General features: G+C 72.6%; 15 protein-coding genes. 5 read left to right on the forward strand and 10 right to left on the reverse strand.

Features of this window, described 5'->3' with window-relative positions; genetic code table 11:
• Positions 1-364 precede the first annotated feature (364 nt).
• Positions 365-1,861 (forward strand): MFS transporter, encoded by a 1,497-nt coding sequence (locus tag K7854_RS33515; RefSeq protein WP_226030326.1) that lies wholly within the window; start codon positions 365-367, stop codon positions 1,859-1,861.
• 848 nt (positions 1,862-2,709) lie between these two features.
• On the opposite strand, the gene K7854_RS33520 is transcribed toward K7854_RS33515, so the two are convergent.
• Complete coding sequence (locus tag K7854_RS33520; RefSeq protein WP_226030327.1) at positions 2,710-3,225, reverse strand: ATP-binding protein; 516 nt, start codon at positions 3,223-3,225, stop codon at positions 2,710-2,712.
• A gap of 211 nt (positions 3,226-3,436) precedes the next feature.
• Entirely contained in the window at positions 3,437-3,814 is a 378-nt protein-coding gene (locus K7854_RS33525) for an STAS domain-containing protein (RefSeq protein ID WP_059302090.1), read from the reverse strand.
• Between the two features lie 240 nt (positions 3,815-4,054).
• Between K7854_RS33525 and K7854_RS33530 the strand changes: the two genes are divergently transcribed.
• Positions 4,055-4,981, forward strand: a complete 927-nt coding sequence (locus K7854_RS33530) for an RNA polymerase sigma factor SigF (protein ID WP_226030328.1) — start codon at positions 4,055-4,057, stop codon at positions 4,979-4,981.
• An 83-nt stretch (positions 4,982-5,064) separates the two neighbouring features.
• Here K7854_RS33530 and K7854_RS33535 read toward each other — a convergent pair whose 3' ends face one another.
• From K7854_RS33535 to K7854_RS33565, 7 genes are all read right to left on the reverse strand, one after another.
• Complete coding sequence (locus K7854_RS33535) at positions 5,065-5,397, reverse strand: hypothetical protein (RefSeq protein WP_226030329.1); 333 nt, start codon at positions 5,395-5,397, stop codon at positions 5,065-5,067.
• A 37-nt stretch (positions 5,398-5,434) separates the two neighbouring features.
• Positions 5,435-6,610 carry an imidazolonepropionase gene (hutI, locus tag K7854_RS33540; RefSeq protein WP_226030330.1) on the reverse strand — a complete coding sequence of 392 codons (1,176 nt, stop codon included), beginning with the start codon at positions 6,608-6,610 and terminating at the stop codon, positions 5,435-5,437.
• Between the two features lie 50 nt (positions 6,611-6,660).
• On the reverse strand, positions 6,661-8,010 hold the full coding sequence (locus K7854_RS33545; protein WP_226030331.1) for a formimidoylglutamate deiminase: 1,350 nt from the start codon (positions 8,008-8,010) through the stop codon (positions 6,661-6,663).
• On the reverse strand, positions 8,007-9,224 hold the full coding sequence (locus K7854_RS33550) for an allantoate amidohydrolase (RefSeq protein WP_226030332.1): 1,218 nt from the start codon (positions 9,222-9,224) through the stop codon (positions 8,007-8,009). Before K7854_RS33550 ends, K7854_RS33545 begins: the two co-directional genes overlap by 4 nt.
• Positions 9,221-10,903 carry a urocanate hydratase gene (hutU, locus tag K7854_RS33555; RefSeq protein WP_226030333.1) on the reverse strand — a complete coding sequence of 561 codons (1,683 nt, stop codon included), beginning with the start codon at positions 10,901-10,903 and terminating at the stop codon, positions 9,221-9,223. The genes K7854_RS33550 and hutU overlap by 4 nt, the downstream gene beginning before the upstream one ends.
• Before the next feature lie 163 nt (positions 10,904-11,066).
• Complete coding sequence (locus K7854_RS33560) at positions 11,067-11,654, reverse strand: hypothetical protein (RefSeq protein ID WP_226030334.1); 588 nt, start codon at positions 11,652-11,654, stop codon at positions 11,067-11,069.
• Positions 11,655-11,795: 141 nt separating this feature from the next.
• The gene (locus K7854_RS33565; RefSeq protein ID WP_226030335.1) at positions 11,796-12,674 is read right to left on the reverse strand and encodes a MurR/RpiR family transcriptional regulator; all 879 of its coding nucleotides are present in this window, start codon (positions 12,672-12,674) and stop codon (positions 11,796-11,798) included.
• 164 nt (positions 12,675-12,838) lie between these two features.
• On the opposite strand from K7854_RS33565, the gene K7854_RS33570 reads away from it, so the two are divergent.
• Positions 12,839-13,264, forward strand: a complete 426-nt coding sequence (locus K7854_RS33570) for a hypothetical protein (RefSeq protein WP_226030347.1) — start codon at positions 12,839-12,841, stop codon at positions 13,262-13,264.
• A gap of 325 nt (positions 13,265-13,589) precedes the next feature.
• On the opposite strand, the gene K7854_RS33575 is transcribed toward K7854_RS33570, so the two are convergent.
• Positions 13,590-14,984 carry a cystathionine beta-synthase gene (locus tag K7854_RS33575; protein ID WP_226030336.1) on the reverse strand — a complete coding sequence of 465 codons (1,395 nt, stop codon included), beginning with the start codon at positions 14,982-14,984 and terminating at the stop codon, positions 13,590-13,592.
• Positions 14,985-15,151: 167 nt separating this feature from the next.
• On the opposite strand from K7854_RS33575, the gene K7854_RS33580 reads away from it, so the two are divergent.
• Complete coding sequence (locus tag K7854_RS33580) at positions 15,152-16,174, forward strand: SGNH/GDSL hydrolase family protein (RefSeq protein WP_226030337.1); 1,023 nt, start codon at positions 15,152-15,154, stop codon at positions 16,172-16,174.
• Positions 16,175-16,728: 554 nt separating this feature from the next.
• Entirely contained in the window at positions 16,729-17,949 is a 1,221-nt protein-coding gene (locus tag K7854_RS33585) for an acetyl-CoA C-acetyltransferase (RefSeq protein WP_226030338.1), read from the forward strand.
• The last annotated feature ends 151 nt before the right edge of the window (positions 17,950-18,100 follow it).

Genomic DNA, 18,100 nt, shown 5'->3' on the forward strand with positions numbered 1-18,100 from the left:
CGCGGTTCCAGCATCACCTGTGATCCGTGTCTCAAGTCCTTCCATACCGGGCGGTGTCCTGCCGTATGGTGAATCAGCGCCTGTAGCACCCAGGGGACCTTTGGCGACAGTTTGACGCTGAAGGTCTCTTTTGTGTGCGGGCCGGCCCCCACGGCCGGCCTTGAAAGGAATGACCTGTGGCCGGGCCTCGTCGCGCGCACCGACGCGCGCGGAGGCGTGGATCCCGGTGGCCGCCGCCCACCGCTTCGCAATCCGGAGCGGAATCCCTCAGGCGTGGGACGGGCGGGGAAGGCCGCCGGTGCCGGCCGCCCCCCACCGGGCGCGCATCGCCTCATGAGCGCGTCCCGACCAGCAAGGATCGACCATGGCGTCCAGCCTGACGAAGGCCTCGGTCACCCCGGGCACCCCCGGCTCCGAGAAGACCTTCTTCGGCCACCCCCGCGGACTGGCCACACTCTTCATGACCGAGATGTGGGAGAGGTTCTCCTACTACGGCATGAGGGCTCTGCTCCCGCTGTACCTCGTCGCCCCGGGTGGCCTCGGCCTCGGCGCCGGCACCGCGACCGCGATCTACTCGGTGTACCTCTCGCTGGTGTACCTGCTCACGATGCCGGGCGGCTGGTTCGGCGACCGCGTCTGGGGTCCCCGCAAGACCGTCGCCATCGCCGGTGGCGTAATCATGCTCGGCCACCTCACGCTGGCGCTGCCGTCCTCCGGCACCTTCTACGCGGGCCTCGGTCTGGTCGCCATCGGCTCGGGTCTGCTGAAGGCCAACATCTCCACGATGGTCGGCCAGCTCTACGACGGCCCCGAGGACCCGCGCCGTGACGGTGGCTTCACCGTCTTCTACATGGGCATCAACCTCGGTGCCTTCGCCGCGCCGCTGACCATCGGCACCATCGGTGAGAACGTCAACTGGCACCTGGGCTTCGCGCTCGCCGCGCTCGGCATGGGCCTGGGCGTGCTCCAGTTCCTGATCGGCAGCCGCCACCTGGCCCCGCACTCCAGCGTGGTCCCCAAGCCGCTGTCCGTCGAGGAGAAGACCTCGACGCTGCGCAAGGCCGCGTTCTGGGCCGCGCTGGCCGTCGTCTTCTACGCGATCGTCGGCTTCTCCGGCCACTACACCCTGAACTGGGTGCTGGTCCCGCTGACCCTGCTCGGCGTGATCATCCCGGTGCTGGTGCTGACCAACATCAAGCGCGACAAGTCCCTGGACCGCGCCGAGCAGTCCAAGATGTCGGCGTACATCTGGTTCTTCGTCGCCGCCGCCGTGTTCTGGATGATCTACGACCAGGGCGGCTCGACCCTGTCGCTCTTCGCCGACTCCTCGGCCGACAACAGCGTCTTCGGCTGGACCTTCCCGGTCTCCTGGTACCAGTCGGTCAACCCGGTCATCATCATGGCCCTGGCCCCGGTCTTCGCCACGGTGTGGCTGGCGCTCAACCGCCGCGGCAAGGAGCCCAGCACGGTCGTCAAGTTCTGCGGCGGCCTGGTCCTGGTCGGCGCGTCCTTCTTCCTCTTCCTGGCCCCGCTGGGCATCGCGGAGGGCGGCCACAAGGCGGCCGCGATGTGGCTGGTGGCGATCTACTTCGTCCAGACCTGCGGTGAGCTGATGCTCTCCCCGGTCGGCCTGTCGGTGACGACGAAGATGGCGCCGGTGAAGTACGCCTCGCAGATGATGGGCGTCTGGTTCCTGGCCGTCACCGCCGGTGACGCCACGACCGGCCTGCTCTCCATCGCCGGCGTCGACCTCAACAAGACGGGCATCGTCGCCGCGGAGGCGACCCTCGCGGTGATCGCGGGCGTCGCGATCTGGATGTACCGCAAGCGCGTCCGGGACCTCATGGGCGACGTGCGCTGACCCCGCCGGACGCCTGCCCCGCACGGAGGGCCGCCTCACCCGACCGGGACGAGGCGGCCCTCCCGCCTTTCCGGCCAACAGCGACCGGATGCGCCGGGGGAAGCTACGGGGGACGGAGGAAGCCCCCTCGGGGACCCAGCGCGCGGCCGGCGGAAACGCTGCGGTGGGCCCGCCTCCTGCCGGACGCCAGAAGAAACACGGCAGGGCCCGAAGCCCCTGCGGGGGTCTCGGGAAAGCCCCGCGAAGGGGTACAAAGGCCGGAACTCCCACCGGGACGCCGAACGCAGCCCGAGGTCCCGCAGGGGCGGAGCCCCCGCCGGGCCCAGGAGGGCGCAGCCGGAAGGAGGCGTAGGAGGCAAAGCGCCTCCGGGCCTCGGTGAGGCCCCGGGAATGGGTACAGGTAGCGAAACCCACCTGGGTGCCGGGCACGGCCCGAGGAGGCGCAGGGGCGAAACCCCCGCCGGGATGCCGTGCACAGCCCGAGAGGGCGCGGGGGCGAAGCCCCGCCGGGGTGCAGGGGCGAAACCCCCGGGGGCTGGGGCCGAGCCCCACCAGGGTGCCGGGCAGGGCCCGGAAGGGGTGCAGGGACGAAACCCCCCGCCAGGCTGCCGGACGCAGCCCAAGAGGGTTCAGGGGGCGAAGCCCCGCCGGGGTGCAGGGGCGAAGCCCCCGCCGGGGCTGGGGCGGAGCCCCGCCAGGGTGCCGGGCAGGGCCCGAAGGGGGTGCAGGGGGCGAAGCCCCCGGCGGGGGCTGGGGCGGAGCCCCATGGCGGGGGCGCTTGGCCGACCGAGACGGGTGGGTGGGTGGGCAAACATCCCACGCGAACACCCGGCGCAAGCGCCGCAGGCCTACGCCGGGGCGCCCAGCTCCGCCCACACCCGCTTGCCCGCGACCCCCGGCGTCCGCACGACGCCCCAGTCCAGGCACAGCCGCTGCACGATGAACATCCCGTGCCCCCCGGGACGCCCCGCGCGGTGCGGGGTCCGCGGCGCCGGCTGCCCCGTACCGCGGTCGGAGACCTCCAGCCGGATCACCTTCTTCTCACAGGTGATCGACAGCTCGTCCGGGCCCTCCGCATGGAGACACGCGTTGGTGACCAGCTCGGAGACCACGAGCAGCACGTCCTCGGCGGCGGCACGCTGGTCCGCGGTGGCGGACGGCAGCCAGCCCCAGGCGTACAGCGCCTCGCGGGTGAAGTCACGGGCCAGCGGAACGACCCCGCTCGCGTCCTCGAAGCGGAGCCTGCGGGCCTGCCGCCCGCCGCCCTCCCCGGGCACGGCCGCGGGCGCGGACGGCGGCACCCCGGAAGCGCCGCCGGGCTCCGGACCGCGGTCGCCCGGCGAGTAGGGCCGGGTGGTGCTCATCAGCGCTTCACCTCACCGATTCACCAGTTCACGTTTCAAAGTCGTAGACACCAAAGTCGTACACAGCAAAGTCGTACACAGCCGGCTCAGGGTCTCTCCTGCCCGACCGGACCGTACGAACACCCCTGTAGTGCGCACGAAACCCGCCGCGGAGCGAGAACACCCGCCCCGGGAAGCACCCGCATCCCTGCGCCGGCCGGACAAGGACGGCTCAGTCGGACGCGTCGGCCAGGGCGGCCGCAAGCGTGTCATGAAGGGTGAAGACCGCTTCGGCCCCCGTGATCTCGAACACGCGCGCCACCACCGGCTGCATGGCCACCAAATGCACTCCGCCCCCCGCGGCTTCCGCCTTCAACCGCGCTCCGAGCAGGACGTTGAGCCCCGTGGAGTCGCAGAACTCCAGCCGTGAGCAGTCCACGACGAGCCGGTTGAATCCCTTGGCGAGACAGTCCTCCAGCGGCTCGCGCAACAGATCGGCGGTGTGGTGATCCAGCTCACCCGCCGGGGTCACGACGGCACTGGGGCCCTCTTCCCGTACCTCGACCAGAAGCCGGCCCGACTGGGCACTGCCGACCGTCCCGCGGTCCATGCCGTTTCTCTCTCCCGAGGTCGTGACTGCTTGCTGACGCCCTCGAACACTACGCCTTCCCTACGCACTCCGACACCCGAACAACCGCACACAAACGGACATACCCGCACAGAACACACTTGCGGTCAGCTCGGTAAACCCGGTAGGGCTAGTAGGACACGTAAACCGACACGGCCGGCTTTGGAGGCGCCGCACACCGCAGTGCACGTATTTGGCTTCGGCAGCCGTATGCCGAGAACGATGGAGGACATCATGTCACCCCGGCTCGACGGATCGCGTACCCACCAAGCGACGTCGACACTCCCTCCGGAACATCTGGATCCCATCGAGCACCACGACGCCGTCGTCGACCACGACGACGCACTCGCCGGGCTTCCGGACATCCCCGCGTACGACGAGGTCGCTCCGGCGGACGCCAGGGCCCTGTCCAGGACCCTCTTCGAGCGGCTGGAGTCGCTGGAGGAAGGCACCCATGAGTACGCGTACGTACGCAACACGCTCGTCGAGCTGAACCTCGCGCTGGTCAAGTTCGCCGCCTCCCGCTTCCGCTCGCGCAGCGAGCCGATGGAGGACATCATCCAGGTCGGCACGATCGGCCTGATCAAGGCGATCGACCGCTTCGAGCTGTCCCGCGGTGTGGAGTTCCCCACGTTCGCGATGCCGACCATCATCGGCGAGATCAAGCGCTTCTTCCGCGACACCTCGTGGTCCGTGCGCGTCCCGCGCCGCCTCCAGGAGCTGCGGCTCGACCTGGCGAAGGCCGGCGACGAACTGGCCCAGCGCCTCGACCGCGCCCCCACCGTGTCCGAGCTGGCCGAGCACCTCGGTCTGTCCAAGGACGAGGTCGTCGAGGGCATGGCGGCGTCCAACGCCTACACGGCCTCTTCCCTGGACGCCCAGCCCGAGGAGGACGACGCGGAGGGCGCGCTCGCCGACCGCATCGGCTACGAGGACCACGGGCTCGAAGGCATCGAGTACGTCGAGTCGCTCAAGCCGCTGATCGCCGAACTGCCCGCCCGGGACCGGAAGATCCTCTCCCTGCGTTTCGTGGCCGGCATGACCCAGTCGGAGATCGGCGAGGAGCTGGGCATCTCCCAGATGCACGTCTCGCGCCTGCTGTCGCGGACCCTGGTACGGCTGCGCAAGGGGCTCACGGTCGAGGAGTAGTCCTCCACCACCGCCGTGTGACGCTTGCCCTCAAGGGGGGCGGTCCGAAGCCGGGCCGCCCCCCTTCGGGCTGCCGCGGCCCTTCACGGGGAGTTGGCGATCAGCGCCGCCGTCGGCAGGAAGGGCACCAGGACGCACAGCAGCCAGAACGAGCGCGGGGCCAGGGCGGTCCGGCGCCGCAGGGCTTCGTTGGCCAGCCACCAGATCAGGCCGAACAGCGCGACCACCGGCACGATGACCACCAGCATGGGCATCAGGCCGTCGTTCTCCGTCGGGTTGCGCATGGGCCCGCCGAACTCGGCCAGCGGCCCGTTGGCCAGCAGGTACCAGCCGAGCCAGATCGGCACCACCGCCGGAACGCCGAGCAGCAGGTTCACCACGAACGGCGCCCACCACCCCCGCAGGTGCCTTGCCATCCGTCCCGTCCCCCCGTTCCCACCGACGCTCGTGTGCTCACACCTTACGTACGCCCCGCCGCCACACCCCCGCGACCAGGGGGACGCCCGGCCGGTAGGCCAGGTGGACATGGCTCGGGGCGTCGAGCAGCGTCAGGTCGGCGTACGCGCCCGGGGAGAGGCGGCCGACGTCGTCGCGGCGCAGGGCCGCGGCACCGCCCGCGGTGGCCGACCAGACCGCCTCGTCGGGCGTCATCCCCATGTCCCGTACCGCGAGCGCGATGCAGAAGGGCACGGAGGACGTGAAGGACGAGCCGGGGTTGCAGTCGGTGGACAGGGCGACCGTCGCGCCCGCGTCGATCAGGCGCCGGGCGTCCGGCCACCGGGCGCGGGTCGAGAACTCGGCGCCGGGCAGCAGGGTCGCGACCGTACGGCTGTGCGCGAGGGCGTCCACGTCGGCGTCGGTGAGGTGGGTGCAGTGGTCGGCGCTGGCGGCGTCGAGTTCGACGGCGAGCTGGACGCCGGGGCCGTGGGAGAGCTGATTGGCGTGGATGCGCGGGTGCAGGCCCTTGGCCTTGCCCGCGGTGAGGATCGCGCGGGCCTGGTCGCCGTCGAAGGCGCCCTGCTCGCAGAACACGTCGATCCAGCGGGCGTGCGGGGCGCAGGCGTCGAGCATCTCGCCGGTGACCAGGTCGACGTAGGCGGCGGGGTCGTCGGCGAGTTCGGGGGCGACGATGTGGGCGCCGAGGAAGGTGACCTCGTCGGTGTGGCGGGCGGCGACGCGCAGGGCGCGGGACTCGTCGGCGGTGGTCAGTCCGTAGCCGGACTTGGTCTCGAAGGTCGTGGTGCCCTGGCGCAGGGCCTCGGCGAGGTAACGGGTGAGGGACGCCTCCAGTTCCGCGTCGCTCGCGGCGCGGGTGGCGGCGACGGTGGTGCGGATGCCGCCCGCGCTGTAGGGGCGGCCGGACATGCGGGCGTTGAACTCCTCGGTGCGGTCGCCCGCGAAGAGGAGGTGGGAGTGGGAGTCCACGAAGCCGGGGAGGACCGCCCGGCCGCCGGCGTCGACCCGATTGTCAGTGGCGGGTGCTTTGCTTGATTCACCGGTCCACGCGACCCGGTCGCCCTCGATGACGACGGCCGCGTCCCGGACCAGACCGAGCGGGGAGTGGTCGCCGAGGGAGGGGTCGTTGGTGACGAGTGCGGCGATGTTGGTGATGACGGTGCTGCTGCTCATGGGGTCCCTGGTGTCCTCGTGGGGGCGGGGTGCGGAGCGGGTGCGGCCGGTCAGCCGCGCAGGGCTGCGACGGCCCGCGCGAGAGCCTGCGGCACCTCCGGTACGAGGGCGTGCGCCCCGTCGCGTACGACATGCCGCCCGCCCACGATCGTGTGCCGTACGTCCGCTGCCGTCGCGGCGAATACGGCCGTCTCGGCGCCGAGCCTGGGTTCCGGCCCCGCGGTCCTGACCGAGTCCAGCGCGAGGGTCACCAGGTCGGCGCGGGCCCCGGCCTCGATGCGGCCGGCGTCGTCCCAGCCGAGGGCGGCGTGGCCGTCGGCGGAGGCGGCGCGCAGCAGGGCGGCCGCGGTCCAGTGGCCGCGGGCGCGGGTGCGCAGCCGCTCGTTCAGCTCCATGGCGCGCGCCTCCTCCAGCAGGTCGACGACGGCGTGGCTGTCCGAGCCGAGGCAGAGGGGTGAGCCCGCCCGCTGGAGCGCGGCCGCGGGGCCGATGCCGTCGGCCAGGTCGCGTTCCGTGGTGGGGCACATGCAGGTGCCGGTGCGGCTGCCGCCGAGCAGGGCGATGTCCTCGTCGGTGAGGTGGGTGTTGTGGACGCCGGTGGTGCGGTCGCCCAGCACACCGTGGTCGGCGAGGAGCCGGGTGGGCGTGCAGCCGTGGGCCTGGCGGCAGGCGTCGTTCTCGGCGGTCTGCTCGGACAGGTGCACGTGCAGCGGGGCCCGCCGCGCCTCGGCCCACCGCGCCACGGTCTCCAGCTGGTCCGCGGGCACGGCCCGTACGGAGTGGATCGCGGCCCCGATCCGTGCGTGATCCCGTTCCTTGAGAACTGAACAGCGTTCGGCCCAGGCCTGCGCCGTGCCGTCGGAGAAGCGCAGCTGATGGGTGTTCGGGGGCGCGCCGAAGCCGGAGGACAGGTAGCAGGTGTCGAGGAGGGTGATGCGGACACCGGCTTCGGCGGCGGCCTCGATCAGTGCCTCGCCCATCGCGTTGGGCTCGGCGTAGGGGGTGCCTCCGGGCGCGTGGTGCAGGTAGTGGAACTCACCGACGGCGGTGATGCCGGCCAGCGCCATCTCGGCGTACACGGCGCGGGCGAGGGCGCGGTAGGTGTCCGGGGTCAGCCGGTCGGCGAAGGAGTACATCACCTCGCGCCAGGTCCAGAAGGTGCCGGTCCCCACCTGGACGGTGCCGCGCAGGGCCCGGTGGAAGGCGTGGCTGTGCGCGTTGGCCAGGCCGGGCAGGGTCAGCCCGCGCAGGATCTCGGCGCCGGGCGGCGGGGCGGGGACGCCGGTGCGGACGGCGGCGACACGGCCGTCGCTCACGTCCACGGCGACGTCCGGCTCGACGTGGGTGCCGAGCCAGGCGTGCTCCAGCCAGTACGTGCGGGACCGTTCGGAGGAGGTCACGTGCAGGCCAGCCCTTCCAGTACGTCGGCGAGTGCGTTCACCCCGGCCACGCAGTCGTCCTCGGCGGCGTACTCGGCCGGGGAGTGCGAGACGCCCGTGGGGTTGCGTACGAACAGCATGGCGGTCGGGATGCGGTCGGAGAGGATCCCGGCGTCGTGTCCGGCGCCGGTGCCGAGGACGGGGACCTTCAGTTCCGTACGGGTGCCCAGGATGCGGGCGAGTTCGTCGCGCAGGGCGTGGTCGAACTCGACGACGGGGGTGAAGGACTCGCGCACGACGTCGAGGTCCACGCCGCGGGCGGCGGCGTACTCGCGGGCGGCCTTCTCGATGCCGGTGACCACGGTGTCCAGGCTCGCCTGGTCGGCGGCGCGGGAGTCGAGCCAGCCGCGCACCAGGGAGGGGATGGCGTTGACGCCGTTGGGTTCGACGCCGATCTTGCCGAAGGTGGCGACGGCGCCGGCGAGTTCGGCCTCGCGGCGGGCGGCGAGGACGGTCTCGGCGTACGGCAGCATCGGGTCGTGCCGGTCGGCGAGCCGGGTGGTGCCGGCGTGGTTGGCCTCGCCGCGGAAGTCGAACCGCCAGCGTCCGTGCGGCCAGATGGCGGAGGCGATGCCGATCCGGTCGCCGGACAGGTCGAGGGCGCGGCCCTGTTCGACGTGGAGTTCGACGAAGGCGCCGATGCGGGCGAGCCGCTCGGGGTCGGGGCCGAGGGTGTCGGGGTCGTAGCCGGCGGTCTCCATGGCCTGCGGGAGCGTGATGCCGTCGCCGTCGGTGAGGCGGTGCGCCTGCTCGGCGGTGAGCGCGCCGGCGGTGAGCCGGGAGCCGACGCAGGCGAGGCCGAAGCGGGCGCCCTCCTCGTCGCCGAAGTTGACGATGCCCAGCGGCCTGGTGACCCGCGCTCCTCGCCCGCGCAGTTCATCCAGGGCGGCGAAGGCGGAGACGACGCCGAGGGGGCCGTCGAAGGCGCCGCCGTCGGGCACGGAGTCCAGGTGGGACCCGGTGACGACGGCGTTCCCGGCGGCCGGGTCGCCGAGCCAGGCCCACTGGTTGCCGTTGCGGTCGGTCTCGTGGGCGAGTCCGCGTGCCTCGGCCTGCTCCCGGAACCAGGCGCGGCAGTCGGTGTCGGCGCCGGTCCAGGCGTAGCGGCGGTAGCCGCCGGAGGCGGAGCTGCGGCCGACCGGCAGCAGCTCCGCCCACATGCTGTGGAAGCTCACGCGCCGCCACCCTTGTGCGCCGCGTCGCCCTCGCGCATCGGCACCCGTACGCCCCGCTCCCCGGCGACCGACTCGGCGATGTCGTACCCGGCGTCGACGTGCCGGATGACGCCCATGCCGGGGTCGTTGGTGAGGACGCGGCGGATCTTCTCCCCGGCGAGCGGGGTGCCGTCGGCGACGGTGACCTGCCCGGCGTGGATCGAGCGGCCCATGCCGACGCCGCCGCCGTGGTGCAGGGAGACCCAGGAGGCGCCGGAGGCCACGTTGACCATGGCGTTGAGCAGCGGCCAGTCGGCGATGGCGTCGGAGCCGTCGAGCATCGCCTCGGTCTCGCGGTAGGGGGAGGCGACGGAGCCGCAGTCGAGGTGGTCGCGGCCGATGACGATCGGGGCGGCCAGTTCGCCGCTCGCGACCATGTCGTTGAACCGCTCCCCGGCCTTGTCGCGCTCGCCGTAGCCGAGCCAGCAGATGCGGGCGGGCAGGCCCTGGAAGTGCACCCGCTCCCCCGCCATCCTGATCCAGCGGGCCAGCGACTCGTTCTCCGGGAAGAGGTCGAGGATCGCCTTGTCGGTCTTGGCGATGTCGGCGGGGTCGCCGGACAGGGCGGCCCAGCGGAAGGGGCCCTTGCCCTCGCAGAACAGCGGGCGGATGTACGCCGGTACGAATCCCGGGAAGGCGAAGGCCCGGTCGTATCCGGCGAGCTGGGCCTCGCCGCGGATGGAGTTGCCGTAGTCGAAGACCTCGGCGCCGGCGTCCTGGAAGCCGACCATGGCCTCGACGTGCCGGGCCATGGACTCGCGGGCCCGGGTGGTGAAGCCGGCCGGGTCCTTGGCGGCGGCGTCGGCCATGTCCTCGAAGGCGATGCCGGTGGGCAGGTAGGCCAGCGGGTCGTGGGCCGAGGTCTGGTCGGTGACGATGTCGATCGGGGCGCCCATGGCGAGCAGCTGCGGGACCAGCTCGGCGGCGTTGCCGAGGACGCCGATGGACAGCGGCTTGCGCCGGTCCCGGGCCTCGGTGGCGAGCTGCAGGGCGTGGTCGAGGGAGTCGGCCTTGACGTCGAGGTAGCGGTGCTCGATGCGGCGGTCGATGGCGCGGGGGTCGCAGTCGACGCAGATCGCGACGCCGTCGTTCATGGTGACGGCGAGCGGCTGGGCGCCGCCCATGCCGCCGAGGCCCGCGGTGAGGGTGATGGTCCCGGCCAGGGTGCCGCCGAACTTCTTCGCGGCGACGGCGGCGAACGTCTCGTAGGTGCCCTGGAGGATCCCCTGGGTGCCGATGTAGATCCAGGAGCCGGCCGTCATCTGCCCGTACATGGTCAGGCCGAGGGCCTCCAGGCGGCGGAACTCCTCCCAGTTGGCCCAGTCGCCGACGAGGTTGGAGTTGGCGATGAGGACGCGCGGGGCCCATTCGTGGGTCTGCATGACGCCGACCGGGCGGCCGGACTGGACGAGCATCGTCTCGTCCTGCTTGAGGGTCTTCAGGGTGCGGACCATGGCGTCGAAGGAGCGCCAGTCACGGGCCGCCTTGCCGGTGCCGCCGTAGACGACGAGCTTGTCGGGGTGCTCGGCGACCTCCGGGTCGAGGTTGTTCTGCAGCATCCGCAGGGCGGCCTCCTGCTGCCAGCCCAGGGCGCTCGGCTCGGTACCGCGTGGCGCTCGGACAGGGCGGGGTCCGGACATGGTCTGCCTCCTGGTGGCGTGCTCCCGGCGGATTGTTGCTACGGATATTCATATCCTCGCCTTCTGAATAGAGCTAGTCAACAGGGCCGCGCCCCGGCGGCGCGCATACGAGTGCGGGGCCCCGCTCGGGGGCCCCGCACTCGCTGTGGTGGTGGTTCCGCGCTCAGACCGTCGCGGGTGCCTTGCGCCTCGCCCCGCCGGGCGCGGCGTCGCCCGCCGCGATGCCCGTGCTGCGGTAGGCCTTGACCGCCTTGCCCGCGGGGCGGCCCGCGTTGCCGGCGAGCCAGTCCACGCGGACCCACAGCAGGGCGTCCCCGGACTGTTCACGGCGGCCGATCCAGGCGGACTTGAGCCACAGCCCGGCGCCGCAGCCGGCCAGCAGCAGCCCGCCCGCGGCAGGCACGGCGAAGGCGCTGCCGAGGGCGGCGAGGAAGGCGAGGAGCAGCCACCAGCGGTGGCCCCGGCGCCAGTTGCGCACGGTGACCCCGCGGTCCTGGAGCACGTCGTGCTTGCCCGCGCGGGCGGCCGAACCGGCCAGGGCGGTGTAGCGCCGCCGGCGTACCCACGCCACGACGGCCGCGGCGACGATGAAGAGCGCGGCACCGGCCAGCACCCCGATCCGGCGTCCGGTGATCCCCGGCACCAGCACGCCGATGCCCGCCGCGAAAACGCCCAGCCACCACAGTGGTGCGGCGCCCGCCCGTACGACGACGGCGACCCGGGCCAGCCCCACCTGTCCTCCGCGCGCCACGTCCCGCCTCCTGTTCCGTTCCGGCCCGTGCAACGAGTCCGGTGCGATGCGTCTGAAGGGTGTGTCAGGCGCCGCACTGTAACGGGGCAAGCTGAGACGAGTCTGAGAACCCGTCCGCCGTCCGGGTCACTCGGCGCGGGGTCAGTCCACGAAGAGCCCGCGCGCCACGGCCTTGGCGTCGAACTCCTCCAGCCGGGCCTGTGCGTCCGGCAGGTCGTCGCACATCGCCTCCAGCAGCACCCGGCCGAGCAGCATCGGCGCGCAGGCGGTGTCGAAGGCGAGGCCGGTGCCGACGGCGGCGGGCAGCAGCAGGTCGGACACCTTGGCGACCGGCGCGAAGGCGGAGTCGGCCACGGTCACCACGGTGAGCCCCGCCTCCTTGGCGTGGGCCAGCGCCTCGACGACCTCGCGCGGGTGCCGGGGCAGGGCGAAGCAGAGCAGGGTGTCCGCGCCCGCCCGGACGGCGGCGTCGATGCGGTCGTGGAGCATCGTGCCGCCCTCGCCGAGGAACCGGACGTCCGGGTGGACCTTGGCGGCGAAGTAGGCGAAGCCGTGCGCCTGGGCCGCGGCGGCCCGCAGCCCGAGCACCGGCAGCGGCCGGCTCCCGGCGAGCAGGCGGCCCGCCTCCCGGACCGGCCCCGGGTCGGCCAGCACCTCCGCGAGGTGCCGCAGGTTCTCGATCTCGGCCGCCACCGCCTGCTGGTACTCGTTGCCCGCACCGGTGTCCGCGACCGGTTCCGCCGGGGCGACCTCGCGCAGGTGGCGCCGCAGCGCCGGGTAGCCGTCGAAGCCGAGGGCGACGGCGAAGCGGGTCACCGACGGCTGGCTGACCCCCGCCAGCTCGGCCAGCTCCACGCTGGACAGGAAGGGCACGTCGGACGCGCGGCGCACCATGCTGTGCGCGATGCGCCGCTGGGTCGGGGTCAGCCGGTGCCCCTCGAACAGGGCCTGCAGCCGCGCGGCCGGACTGTCCGTCCCGCTCGTCCCGCCCGCCTCGCTGGTGCCGTCAGTCCCGTTCATGACGTGGCCCCCTCGACCTATTCACGCGCCCCGGCTTCTGCATACCGTTATACAGCGAGGCGGCGGCACCGGCCGACCCGTACCGGACGGCCCCCGCCCGGAACCGGGGGTTGTCCCCAGTGCCGACGGCGCCCCGGATCCCTACCGTGGGCCGTATGACGGGAATGGACGCACGCGACGCCGACCTGAAGAAGGAACTCGACGCCACCCTGCAGACCCGCAGGGAGCTGGGCGAGGAGTACGAGTCCGCGCTGGTCGACTCGTTCCTGGAGAAGGTCGACCAGCGCATCGACGGGGCGGTGGAGCGCCGGGTGCGCCGGCAGCTCGCCGAGCAGCAGATGACGGCCGCCCGGGACGGCCGCTCGCCCAGGCCCACGGACTCCTTCGGCGAGCGCTTCGGCTTCGGCATCGTCTCGCTGGTGCTCGCGATCCCGCTGTCCGCGATCGGCGGTGGCGTCGCGCACCTGCCCGGGATGCTGGTCGCCTGGGCCGGCATCGTCGGGGTCAACGTGGTCCAGGTCGCCCGCACCAACCCCGACCTGTTCGGGCGCCGCCGCCGCGCCGCGCGGGACGACGCCTGGGAGGACTGAGAAAGCCCGGGGCCGAGGGGAAGAAGACTGCGCGGGGACCGCCGCACCCCCATCGCTGGGGGGCGGGACGACGGCGGTCCCCGCGGGGGACGCGCGGTGCCGGGCCTCGGGGCCGGGCAGCGCGTCCGTGGCGTCCTTGGAGGTCCGGGAGCCGCTCCGGAAGGTCCGTGACGCCGTTCGGCGCCGGCGGAACCGGGGAGCCGCTCCCGATCCCTGCCGACACCCAGTACTCTGCCGGTCCCGTGTTAAGCGACTGCTGCGCGCACATGTCGCGCGCGTACCACTTCTGCGAAGTCCACGAAGATCACCGACCGGCCGAGCGGCCCTACTTGCCCTGCTTGCCCTGGGCGAGGAAGGACAGCAGGTCCTGCCGGCTCACCACGCCGGTCGGCTTGCCCTCGACCAGGACGATCGCCGCGTCCGCGCCGCCGAGCACCGACATCAGGTCCCCGACGGGTTCGCCGGAGCCGACCTGGGGCAGCGGGGCGGACATGTGCTTCTCCAGCGGGTCCTCCAGCGAGGCGCGCTTGGCGAACAGCGCGTCCAGCAGCTCGCGCTCCACGACCGAGCCGACGACCTCGGCGGCCATCACGTCCGGGTGACCGGCGCCGGGCTTGACGATCGGCATCTGCGAGACGCCGTACTCGCGCAGTACGTCGATGGCCTGGCCGACGGTCTCGTCCGGGTGCATGTGCACCAGGGAGGGGATGTGGCCGCCCTCCTTGTGGTTCAGGACCTCGGCGACGCGGGCGCTGGGACCGGCGTCCTCCAGGAAGCCGTAGTCGGCCATCCACTCGTCGTTGAAGATCTTGCTGAGGTAGCCGCGCCCGCTGTCCGGCAGCAGGACGACCACCACGTCGTCCTCGCCGAGCCGCGCCGCCACCTCCAGGGCGGCGACGACCGCCATGCCGCAGGAGCCGCCCACCAGCAGGCCCTCCTCCTTGGCGAGGCGGCGGGTCATCTGGAAGGAGTCCTTGTCGGAGACGGCGACGATCTCGTCCGCGACCTCGCGGTCGTACGCCGTCGGCCAGAAGTCCTCGCCGACGCCCTCGACCAGGTACGGGCGCCCGGAGCCGCCGGAGTACACGGAGCCCTCGGGGTCGGCGCCGATCACCTTGACCGCGCCGTCACTGGCCTCCTTCAGGTACCGGCCGGTGCCGGAGATGGTGCCGCCGGTGCCGACGCCGGCCACGAAGTGGGTGATCCTCCCCCCGGTCTGCTCCCACAGCTCGGGGCCCGTGGAGTGGTAGTGCGAGAGCGGGTTGTTCGGGTTGGAGTACTGGTCCGGCTTCCAGGCGCCCGGCGTCTCGCGGACCAGCCGGTCGGAGACGTTGTAGTACGAGTCGGGGTGCTCGGGGTCGACCGCGGTCGGGCAGACGACGACCTCGGCACCGTACGCGCGCAGTACGTTGATCTTGTCGGTGGACACCTTGTCGGGGCAGACGAAGATGCACTTGTAGCCCTTCTGCTGGGCCACGATGGCGAGTCCGACGCCGGTGTTTCCGCTGGTCGGCTCGACGATGGTGCCGCCGGGCTGCAGCTCCCCGCTCTTCTCCGCGGCCTCGATCATGCGCAGGGCGATGCGGTCCTTCACCGAGCCGCCCGGGTTGAAGTACTCCACCTTGGCCAGGACGGTGGCCCTGATCCCCTTGGTGACGCTGTTGAGCCGCACCAGCGGGGTGTTGCCGACGAGGCTGATCATCGAGTCGTGGTATTGCACCGTGGTCTCCGGATGCCGCGAATGAGGGGTCGATATCGGTTCGGCCAGCCTATGGCCTGCGGACCCGCGGATGCCCCGTCGCGGTCGTTCACCCTGCGTTGAGATTGGGCGACCGTCCGTACGGGGCAAGGAGTGGGTGTACGGGTTGGAGGAGGTGGCGGCAACGCATGACGAGCATGTCGAGGGCGAGGGTGGCCCGGCGGATCGCGGCCGGCGCGGCGTACGGCGGCGGCGGCATCGGGCTGGCGGGGGCGGCGGCGGTCGGTCTGGTGGTGGCGGAGGTGCAGCTGGCCAGACGCAGGGTGGGGGTGGGCACGCCGACCCGGGTGCCGAACGCCCAGGGTCTGTACGGCGGCACCCTGCCCACCGCCGGTGACCCCCCGCTGCGGCTGATGATGCTGGGCGACTCCACGGCCGCCGGACAGGGCGTCCACCGGGCCGGGCAGACGCCGGGCGCGCTGCTGGCGTCGGGGCTCGCCGCGGTGGCGGAGCGGCCGGTGCGGCTGGGGTCGGTGGCGCAGCCGGGGGCGTGCTCGGACGACCTGGACCGGCAGGTGGCGCTGGTGCTCGCGGATCCGGACCGGGTGCCGGACGTCTGCGTGATCATGGTCGGCGCCAATGACGTCACCCACCGGATGCCGGCGACCCGCTCGGTGCGGCACCTGTCGGGGGCGGTGCGGCGGCTGCGCACGGCCGGCGCGGAGGTGGTGGTCGGCACCTGCCCGGACCTGGGCACGATCGAACGGGTGCGGCAACCGCTGCGCTGGCTGGCCCGGCGGGCCTCGCGGCAGCTCGCGGCGGCGCAGACCATCGGCGTCGTCGAGCAGGGCGGGCGGACGGTGTCGCTGGGCGATCTGCTGGGCCCGGAGTTCGCGCAGAACCCGCGGGAGCTGTTCGGCCCCGACAACTACCACCCGTCCGCCGAGGGGTACGCCACGGCCGCGATGGCGGTACTGCCGTCGGTGTGCGCCGCGCTGGGGTTGTGGCCGGCCGAGGAGGAGCACCCGGACGCGCTGCGCCGCGAGGGCTTCCTGCCGGTGGCGCAGGCGGCCGCGGAAGCGGCGTCGGAGGCGGGCACGGAGGTCGCCGCCGCGATGCCGACGGGCCCGCGGGGACCTTGGGCACTGCTGAAGCGCCGACGGAGGCGCAGGGTATCGGAAGCGGAACCCTCCAGCCCGTCCGGCGTTTGAGGACGAGGCCGTCCAGGCCGACGGAAGCCTGGAGGCCACAGCCCCCGCCGACGGACACGGAACCTTCCAGCCCGCCCGGCATCTGAGGACAAGGCCCTCCAAGCCGACGGAAGCCTGGAGGCCACAGCCCCGCCGACGGACACGGAACCCTCCAGCCCGCCCGGCATCTGAGGACAAGGCCCTCCAAGCCGACGGGACCTGGGGCCACAGCCCCCGCCGACGGAGGCGGAACCTCCCAGCCCGTCCGGCGTCCGAGGACGAGGCCGTCCAGGCCGACGGGAGCCTGGAGGCGCAGCCCCCGCCGACGGACACGGAGCCTCCAGCCCGTCCGGCGTTTGAGGACGAGGCCGTCCAGGCCGACGGGGGTCTGGGGGCGCAGCCCCCAGGGACGCCCGCCACGGCACCCGGGCACGGAAGCACCCCCCCAACCGCCGGAGGCAAAAGCAAGCGCTTAGAAAGTTGCGGCCCATGTCACACCGCCGCAGGCGTGACCCGGGCCATACGGCCGGGTAACTTCCCCAGCAGTCGCCCGCCCTCTCGTCACTGGAGCCGTGATGCCCGAAGCCGTGATCGTCTCTGCCGCCCGTTCCCCCATCGGCCGGGCCTTCAAGGGCTCCCTGAAGGACCTGCGCCCCGACGACCTGGCCGCCACGATCATCCAGGCGGCCCTCGCCAAGGTCCCCGAGCTGGACCCGAAGGACATCGACGACCTGATGCTCGGCTGCGGTCTGCCCGGCGGCGAGCAGGGCAACAACCTCGGCCGGATCGTCGCCGTCGAGATGGGCATGGACCACCTGCCCGGCTGCACGGTCACCCGGTACTGCTCCTCGTCCCTGCAGACCTCCCGCATGGCACTGCACGCCATCAAGGCCGGCGAGGGCGACGTGTTCATCTCGGCCGGCGTCGAGATGGTCTCCCGGTTCACCAAGGGCAACTCCGACAGCCTGCCGGACACGCACAACCCGCTGTTCGCCGAGGCCGAGGCCCGCACCGCCGAGGTCGCCCAGCAGGAGGGCACCACCTGGCACGACCCGCGAGAGGACGGCCTGGTCCCCGACCCGTACATCGCGATGGGCCAGACCGCGGAGAACCTCGCCCGCGCCAAGGGCGTCACCCGGCAGGACATGGACGAGTTCGGCGTCCGGTCCCAGAACCTCGCCGAGGAAGCCATCAAGAAGGGCTTCTGGGAGCGCGAGATCACCCCGGTCACGCTGCCCGACGGCACGGTCGTCGCCAAGGACGACGGCCCGCGCGCCGGCGTGACCATGGAGGGCGTGGCGGGCCTCAAGCCCGTCTTCCGCCCCGACGGACTGGTCACCGCGGGCAACTGCTGCCCGCTCAACGACGGCGCCGCGGCCCTCGTCATCATGAGCGACACCAAGGCCCGCGAGCTGGGCCTGACCCCGCTCGCCCGCATCGTCTCCACCGGCGTCTCCGGCCTCTCCCCCGAGATCATGGGCCTCGGCCCGGTCGAGGCCAGCAAGCAGGCGCTGTCCCGCGCCGGGCTGAGCATCGGCGACATCGACCTGGTCGAGATCAACGAGGCGTTCGCCGCGCAGGTCATCCCCTCCTACCGCGACCTCGGCATCCCGCTGGAGAAGCTGAACGTCAACGGCGGCGCCATCGCCGTCGGCCACCCCTTCGGCATGACCGGCGCGCGCATCACCGGCACGCTGATCAACTCCCTCCAGTGGCACGACAAGCAGTTCGGCCTGGAGACCATGTGCGTCGGCGGCGGCCAGGGCATGGCCATGGTCGTCGAGCGCCTGAGCTGACCCCCGCCGGGGGCCGCCGGCGAGGGCACTGAGGGACCGTCAGTAGCGCCCGGCGGACCCAGCGTGACCGAACGGCCCGGGACCCTGTTCACCCCAGGGTTCTGGGCCGTTTTGTGACCCAAACTCCCCCAGGATGTGACCTACCTCTCCC

The sequence above is a fragment of the Streptomyces hyderabadensis genome, assembly GCF_020404845.1.
Classification (GTDB): domain Bacteria; phylum Actinomycetota; class Actinomycetes; order Streptomycetales; family Streptomycetaceae; genus Streptomyces; species Streptomyces hyderabadensis.